We start from the raw sequence: 7,428 nt of genomic DNA on the forward strand, positions 1-7,428 counted from the left end.
AATCATCAATGATTTGTTCATCTGATAAGTTACCTAATGTTACAACACCTAAAGATTGAGTTTGTCCACGAGTAAATAATGCAGAACCGTGTGTTCTAGGTAATACATCCACTCTAGATGCTAAAGGTCTAATTTCTGTTAATGCACGTCCATCAGGTCTAACTTTATCTTCAGTGATTTCACGACGAACCTCATCTTTTACGATTTTATCTAATGATAATTTTGCTTCTTTAACAATATCTAACTCATCTTCGGCTGTTACGCGTTCTTCGAATACTTCAAGAACTTTTTCTTTAACAGCAGAAATAGCTTCGTCACGTGCTTGTTTATCTTTAATAGCAATTGCTTCTTTCATTTGAGCTAATGCCATTGATAGTACTTCATTGTAAATAGTCTCATCAATAACTTTTAACTCAACTGCCATTTTCTCTTGTCCAATTTCGTTAACGATTTGTTGTTGGAACTCAATTAGACGTTTGATTTCTTCATGCCCAAACATTATAGCATTTAACATAATCTCTTCAGATACTTCTTTAGCTCCTGCTTCAACCATATTAATAGCATCACTTGTTCCAGCTACTTTTAAATCAACTGTAGAACGTTCCATTTGCTCAACCGTTGGATTAATTACATATTCTCCATCTACATATCCAACTGTCACTCCAGCGATAGGTCCTTTAAATGGAATATTTGATACTGATAGTGAAAGTGAACTTCCTAGCATTGCTGCCATTACTGGATCACAATCATACTCTACTGATAATACAGTTGAAATAACTTGTACTTCGTTTCTAAATCCATCTTCAAATAATGGTCTAATCGGTCTATCGATTAAACGTGCAGCAAGAGTCGCTTCTGTTCCTGGACGACCTTCTCTACGTAAAAATCCTCCTGGAATTTTCCCTACTGCATACATTTTTTCTTCATAGTTAACTGTTAATGGGAAGAAATCAACATCTTTTGCTTCTTTTGAAGCAACAGCTGTCGTTAATACAACAGTATCTCCGTATTTTACTACTACTGCTGCGTTAGCTTGGCGAGCCATTTCACCTAGTTCAACTGTTAATGTTTTTCCAGCCCATTGTGTTGTATAAACTTTTTTATCTTGAAACATGTTTATTTCCTTTCAATATTTTCTTAAACTTTATATAAATCGACTACCTTATTATATCACGAATACTAGTATTTACAAAGAAAAAAAACGAAAACATAGTAGAAATAACTTTGATTTCTCTATATTTTCGTTTATTAATTTCTAAACTAATTGTAATTGATATAATTTATATAAAACTAATATTATTAACAACATAATAACAAATAATATAATATATATTTTTTGTTTATTTGACATAATTATAAATTACCTTGTATCTCTTTTTCTAGAATATTTCTAGTGTGTTCGCATACACGCGTAAAATGCTGAATGAGATCCATATACACTACGCCAGCCGGAATCTCACAAATTCCATCTTTCATACGTTGAGTATGATTTTTACGTGCATTTTTTTCAAGTGCATAAATATTTTCGCAGGCTGCTAATGCTGCCCCCGCCAAAGCTATGTTGTTCTCCTCTAACGATTTTATAGTTTTTAAAATTACATCATTACAAAGATCATACATTTCCTGTACTTCTGCTTTTGCCGTATCCGAAAATTTCAATTTTTTTCTAATTTGGTAATCTACTGATAATACTATATCTCTGGCGTGATCCCCAATTCTTTCAACATCACGAGTACCATCTAGTAATGTTGAAGCTATTAACCCTTCTTTAGGACTTAATTTTTCTCTGAATAACAGAGTTAAGTAATCTGTCATTTGTTCATCAAAATTATTTATTGCATCTTCGTAAGTTTCCCCTTTTTCTCGTAATTGTTCATCACGATTCATAAAGTACTCTACAGAGTTTCGTAAACTTTTCTTAGATAAAATTAGCATCTCTACAAATTCTTTTTGAACTTGCCCTAGTGCAACTGCAGGTGCACTTGCAATAAGTGATTTATCAAGATATTGTGCACTATATTTAATTTGCTCATCTTCTCCAGGAATAAGTTTAGTCACAAGAACTACAAGCAAACTAATAAACGGGAATTGAATAAACGTATTTAAAATATTAAACGTACCGTGAGCTGATGCAATAGTCATTTTCGGTTCTAAACCTAGCGTTGTTTCTAAAAATTGAATGAAAGCTCCATAAGGAACTAATGCTATTAAGCAGATTACTGTACCAATAACATTAAATAATACGTGAGATGCAGCTACACGTTTTGCTGCAATATTACTACCTACCATAGCTAATGCAGCTGTTGTAATCGCTGTTCCGATATTATCTCCAAATAATACTGGTAATGCCCCTGTTAATGTCAAAGCTCCATCTGCATACAAGTTTTGTAAAATGGCTATAGTTGCTGCTGAAGATTGAATAAGTACTGTTAAAAATGTACCTACTCCTACCCCTACTACCGCACTATCATTAATATGCGCTAATACGTTCTGGAACCACGACATATCTCTCATCGGTCCCATAGCTGTAGACATCATTTTTAAAGCGTAGAAAATCCCACCGAAACCAAATATTACACGTCCGATATTATTTACTATTTTAGCACGAGTAAAGAATAAAAACGCTGCTCCTAAGAATATCAAAGGAAGTGCATATTTAGAAATATTAAAACCAATAATGAATGAAGTTAACGTAGTCCCAATATTTGAACCCATCACTATAGCTATTGCTTGTCTAGTTTTTAATAATCCTGCTCCTACCAAACTTATAGTAATTACGATCGTTCCTGTACTCGACTGAATAAGTATCGTAACTATTATCCCGGCTAAAACTGCCATAAGCGGTTTAGATGTATATTTATCTAAAACATATCGCATTTTCTCCCCGGCTATTAATTGAAGTCCGTCTCCCATGTATTTAATACTGAATAGGAATAATCCAAGACCTCCTAAAAAAGAAAATAAAATTTCTTGCCAAAGTGCTGACACTTTTTTGTCCTCCTAGTATATGTTGCGTGTATCATATAACACACAAGTAAATTTTACCATATAAATTTTAAAAGTACAACCAAAATCTGAAACAAGAAATATTAAAATATTATTACAAATATTTACTTTAATTACTTTATACTTTAACTATAAAACACTAATATTTTAACAAAATAAAAAGGCATCTACATAAAGTAAATACCTCTTTTTATTATGCTTATTAAGCTTGTGGATAAACAGAAACTTTTTTACGGCTACGTCCGTATCTTTCGAAACGTACAACTCCGTCAACTAGTGAGAATAGTGTATCATCTCCACCTTTTCCTACGTTAGTTCCTGGCCAAATCTTTGTTCCACGTTGTCTGTATAAGATAGAACCTGCAGTTACGTACTGACCATCAGCTCTTTTAGCACCTAAACGTTTTGATTCAGAGTCACGTCCGTTTTTAGTAGAACCTACCCCTTTTTTAGATGCGAAGAATTGTAAATTTAATTGTAACATCATGTCTATTTCACCTCTCTTACTTCAATAGTTATATAATCTGAATAATTTTCTTCAATTGTTTTTAATGCAACTAGCATTGCATTTAGTAGAAGTTGCTCTTTGTCTGTAGATTTTAACGATCTATATGTTAAATGTCCAGTCACATCTTCGTTAGACGAAATGTCAAACTGTACATCTTCATCTAGTTCATCTACTGCATTTATTAAACCGAATACAACAGCAGAAACACCTGCACAAACTATATCAGAACCGTGTTCAGCATAGTCAGCATGTCCATCAACTGTTACTTGTCTAATAACTTCAACTTCTTTTACGATTTCCACCTTAATCATGATTAAGCGTTAATTTTTTCAACTACTAATTTAGTGAAAGGTTGACGATGACCTAATTTACGGTGATTGTTCTTTTTAGGTTTGTATTTAAATACTGTGATTTTTTTACCTTTACCTTGAGCAACTACTTTAGCTGTTACTGTCGCACCAGCTACTAAAGGAGCACCAACTTTTGTAGTTTCTCCACCTACTAATACTACTTCGTCAAAAGTAACTGTAGAATCCACTTCAGCTGCTAACTTCTCAACTAAGATTGTTTGTCCTTCTTCAACACGTAGTTGTTTCCCACCTGTTTTAATTACTGCGTACATATCTGCACCTCCTTAAATATTTTTTACTAAGACTCGCCATATAAGGTGGATTTCTCACTTGTTTACCTTACACGTGCGGTTGTAGTAGCTATTTAGGAGCTACACAACAATACAATTCTAACACATATATACCATAACGTCAACTATATTGATAACTTTTCTTACTTTTTTTTGAAAAAAATTAGATCAGCAAACTTTAATACTGATGTTCACTGATCTAATCTACTATTTACGTTTTTTCTTGTTAGAAACTAATGTAACTTTTTCAGGGTCAAAAGCTTGTTTCTTCTGTTTTTCTGGTTTATATGGTGGATATAAAGCATGTCCTAAGTAAGTTTGGAATATCATGAATAATCCCCCAACGATATAATACACGGCTACCGCTCCAGCTACCCAAAATGAGAATGCTGTAATCGCTATAGGTGATAGCCATTGAAACATTTGCATTTGGCTTTGATATTGTTCTGCTCCTGGTTGTGTAGACTGAGGCATCATTTTCATAGTTAGTTTAGTTTGGATTGCATATACAACAAAGGCGATTAACGGTAATGTATATGAACGTGTACCAAGGTTAAACACGCCTAAGAACGTAGAATCAATAATTCCTGCTGAATATAATGGATTTGTTAGCGTGTAGAATATCGCCATTAAGAACGGCCAAGGAATAAGAATTGGTAAGCAACCACCTAAACTTATAGGCATCGCATCATATTTTTTCATGATAGCCATTTGTTCTCTTTGTAGTTCCATAAGTTCACTACGTGCTTGCATTTTTTCTTCATTAGAGATAGCTCTAGCTTCTTTTTCTTTGGCAGCTTGTTGTTTTTTCTGTACAACTTCTAATTCAGGACGAGCTAATTCTTGCCCTTTTCTTGCCTTATTTTGTACTTTATAGTTGTGTAGCATAAATGGAAGTACTAATAATCTGATAATCAGTGTTATAATTACAATTGACCAACCCCAACTTCCTGTATACTCATAAATTTTTGCTAAAAATATATCCATCGGTTTTACGAACGTTTCATAAAACGTGCCAGATCTGTCATACGCTGAACAACCTGACAATGTTATCATTCCAAGCAAACCTAATAAAATTGCTGATAGTTTTTTCAATTTCATTCTCCTTAATTTTTATTTCTTCTTGTAGTTTTAGTAAGTTCTTACTAACTAATATACCTAGTAAATTATATCAAATATAAAAGAGGTAGTCAAACTATTGTTTAACTAAACTTCATTAAATTTAACAAAATTATAAAAAATACAATTACAACGTTTAAAATAAATTGACAGTTGAAGAAATTAGTTATATAATATTAGTAAGAAAGGGATGATTATCATTAAAGATATACTATATATAACAGATATCGAGAAACTAAAGGTCGTTTCTGATCCTCTAAGAATAAGTATTCTTACAACACTCGGTACTGAAAAGAAAAACTCAAAACAACTAGCTAAACTATTAAAAATTAATAGAACTAAAATACACTATCACCTTAATATTCTAGAGGAAAATAATTTTATCGAAGTGGTTGATACAGATACAATAAATGGTATAATCCAAAAATACTATCTACCAACTGCACAGGCATTTGTACCTTCACCTAGTATCTTTAACGACTTATTTAACAACACTTCAGTTAATTTTAATATAAATAAAGAAGACATGGAAGATTTCTGGAATGAAGTTAAAAAACTAGAAAAGAAATTCTCCTCAGATAATAAAAATAGTGTTAGTATTAGTATTATTTCAACAGCTCATTAAGAGCTGTAAAATAATACATCAACTGTCAAATATTTTTTATCGTTTAAAAATTTTACAGAAGGACGTGGACTCTATGTTTAAAAATAAAAACTTTTTAACTTTACTATTTGGGCGCTTAATTACCAACTTTGGTGATAGCATATATTCAATAGCTACTCTAACTTTAATTTATACCTTGACTAAATCTACCTTTTATAGTGGTATTACTTTATTTTTAATCTCATTTACCGCTATATTGCAAATATTTATCTCGCCACTAATCAGTAAATTTAATGTGAAGAGGTTTTTAATTATTTCACAGTTATTTCAAGCTATAATATTACTCGCTATTACTTATCTAATCTACGTAAATAAGCTACAGATTACTACGCTAATAATTTTTATCGTTTGCATTAGTTTCATTAATCAAATAGTTTATCCTATTCAACTTGCCTTACTTCCAAAAATAGTTAAACAAGAAGATTTAGTAAAAGCAAATTCATTATTTTCTATAGCTTATCAAGGTAGTGATGCATTCTTTAATTCAATAGGCGGATTTATTATAACAGTTTTTGGGACAATATATGCGTTCATTATAAATAGCATTACATTTTTTATCAATAGTGCTATATTCATATTCCTATCAAATGATTTATCTAAAAATACTAATACTGTACAAGAAAATTACTTTACAAAATTAAGTAGCGGTATAAAAATTTGGAATACACCATTATTAAAACCATTATTAATTGGAATTATAATAATTAATTTTTCTACCAGTTCGTTACTAACACTACTTCCTGAGTATTCAGAAACTAGTTATTTTTATGGAATTTTACTCAGTGCATCTGGATTGGGGATACTAATAGGAGCCTTTCTTTCTAACAGCAAAATATTAAAAAATATAAGATTGAGCGTTTTATACACTACATTTACACTAGGTATCGGTCTTTCTTGGGGAGCACTTAGCATACTTAACAATAATTCTATTACAAACAAAATTATCAATTTTTCATTATTTCTTTTTGGCTGGATATTGATTGGGATTTTAAACACATATTCTCAAACAATGATTCAATGCATCATAAGTAAAGATAAATTAGATGTAGCTATGTCCACTATGATTGGTTTATCTATAGCATTTAGCCCGCTAGGAGCTTTATTAGCAGGAGTATTAAGTATAAAATACAGTATTAAAACTATTATAATTATTACTTCTTTATTAATTTTTAGTATTTTTCTATTTTGGTTATTCAATAAAAATATTAGGAATTTACCTAGTTTTTCAAAATTGCTAGAAATAAGAGATTAAAATATCATAATTTCTACTTAGAAATATACTTTACTATTATAAATATAATCTACTTATTAATTTACAATATTGTTTTATACAAAAAATAGTCAGTAACTTATTAATACAAGTTACTGACTATTTAATTAATTTCTACTTTTTATCTTCTTTTGGTAAGAATGCATTTAATAACACACCACTGATAGCTGCAAGAGCCATTGCTGGAAGTTCGAAGTTAATACTTTCGAATTTCAACATTG

Annotated in this window: 7 protein-coding genes, 1 pseudogene and 1 other annotated feature; of the genes and pseudogenes, 2 read left to right on the plus strand and 6 right to left on the minus strand. The window is 31.0% G+C overall.

Annotation, left to right across the window (positions count from 1 at the left end):
• From RWN11_RS06245 to RWN11_RS06270, 6 genes and pseudogenes are all read right to left on the minus strand, one after another.
• Positions 1-1,114, minus strand: a pseudogene (locus RWN11_RS06245) (polyribonucleotide nucleotidyltransferase); the annotation flags it as partial.
• A gap of 239 nt (positions 1,115-1,353) precedes the next feature.
• The gene (locus RWN11_RS06250; protein WP_314160903.1) at positions 1,354-2,988 is read right to left on the minus strand and encodes a Na/Pi cotransporter family protein; all 1,635 of its coding nucleotides are present in this window, start codon (positions 2,986-2,988) and stop codon (positions 1,354-1,356) included.
• A gap of 220 nt (positions 2,989-3,208) precedes the next feature.
• Positions 3,209-3,490, minus strand: coding sequence for a 50S ribosomal protein L27 (gene rpmA / locus RWN11_RS06255; RefSeq protein WP_003145565.1), 282 nt, complete (start codon positions 3,488-3,490; stop codon positions 3,209-3,211).
• A 5-nt stretch (positions 3,491-3,495) separates the two neighbouring features.
• Complete coding sequence (locus RWN11_RS06260) at positions 3,496-3,825, minus strand: ribosomal-processing cysteine protease Prp (protein ID WP_314160904.1); 330 nt, start codon at positions 3,823-3,825, stop codon at positions 3,496-3,498.
• A gap of 2 nt (positions 3,826-3,827) precedes the next feature.
• The gene (gene rplU / locus RWN11_RS06265) at positions 3,828-4,136 is read right to left on the minus strand and encodes a 50S ribosomal protein L21 (RefSeq protein ID WP_003144981.1); all 309 of its coding nucleotides are present in this window, start codon (positions 4,134-4,136) and stop codon (positions 3,828-3,830) included.
• A 19-nt stretch (positions 4,137-4,155) separates the two neighbouring features.
• Positions 4,156-4,227: a sequence feature (ribosomal protein L21 leader region), on the minus strand.
• Positions 4,228-4,361: 134 nt separating this feature from the next.
• On the minus strand, positions 4,362-5,255 hold the full coding sequence (locus RWN11_RS06270) for a membrane protein insertase YidC (RefSeq protein ID WP_314160905.1): 894 nt from the start codon (positions 5,253-5,255) through the stop codon (positions 4,362-4,364).
• Positions 5,256-5,463: 208 nt separating this feature from the next.
• Here RWN11_RS06270 and RWN11_RS06275 point away from each other — a divergent pair, with 208 nt between their 5' ends.
• Together RWN11_RS06275 and RWN11_RS06280 are read left to right on the plus strand one after the other, a co-directional pair.
• Complete coding sequence (locus RWN11_RS06275) at positions 5,464-5,898, plus strand: helix-turn-helix domain-containing protein (RefSeq protein WP_314160906.1); 435 nt, start codon at positions 5,464-5,466, stop codon at positions 5,896-5,898.
• Positions 5,899-5,971: 73 nt separating this feature from the next.
• On the plus strand, positions 5,972-7,189 hold the full coding sequence (locus tag RWN11_RS06280) for an MFS transporter (protein ID WP_314160907.1): 1,218 nt from the start codon (positions 5,972-5,974) through the stop codon (positions 7,187-7,189).
• Positions 7,190-7,428: the final 239 nt, after the last annotated feature.

The sequence above is a fragment of the uncultured Gemella sp. genome (genome assembly GCF_963519265.1).
Taxonomy (GTDB): domain Bacteria; phylum Bacillota; class Bacilli; order Staphylococcales; family Gemellaceae; genus Gemella.

Excerpts from the sequence above, each read along its gene's own strand:
- rpmA (WP_003145565.1), bottom strand. The coding sequence starts at position 3,490 with ATGTTACAATTAAATTTACAATTCTTCGCATCTAAAAAAGGGGTAGGT.
- RWN11_RS06260 (WP_314160904.1), bottom strand. The coding sequence starts at position 3,825 with ATGATTAAGGTGGAAATCGTAAAAGAAGTTGAAGTTATTAGACAAGTA.
- rplU (WP_003144981.1), bottom strand. The coding sequence starts at position 4,136 with ATGTACGCAGTAATTAAAACAGGTGGGAAACAACTACGTGTTGAAGAA.
- RWN11_RS06270 (WP_314160905.1), bottom strand. The coding sequence starts at position 5,255 with ATGAAATTGAAAAAACTATCAGCAATTTTATTAGGTTTGCTTGGAATG.
- RWN11_RS06275 (WP_314160906.1), top strand. The coding sequence starts at position 5,464 with ATGATTATCATTAAAGATATACTATATATAACAGATATCGAGAAACTA.
- RWN11_RS06280 (WP_314160907.1), top strand. The coding sequence starts at position 5,972 with ATGTTTAAAAATAAAAACTTTTTAACTTTACTATTTGGGCGCTTAATT.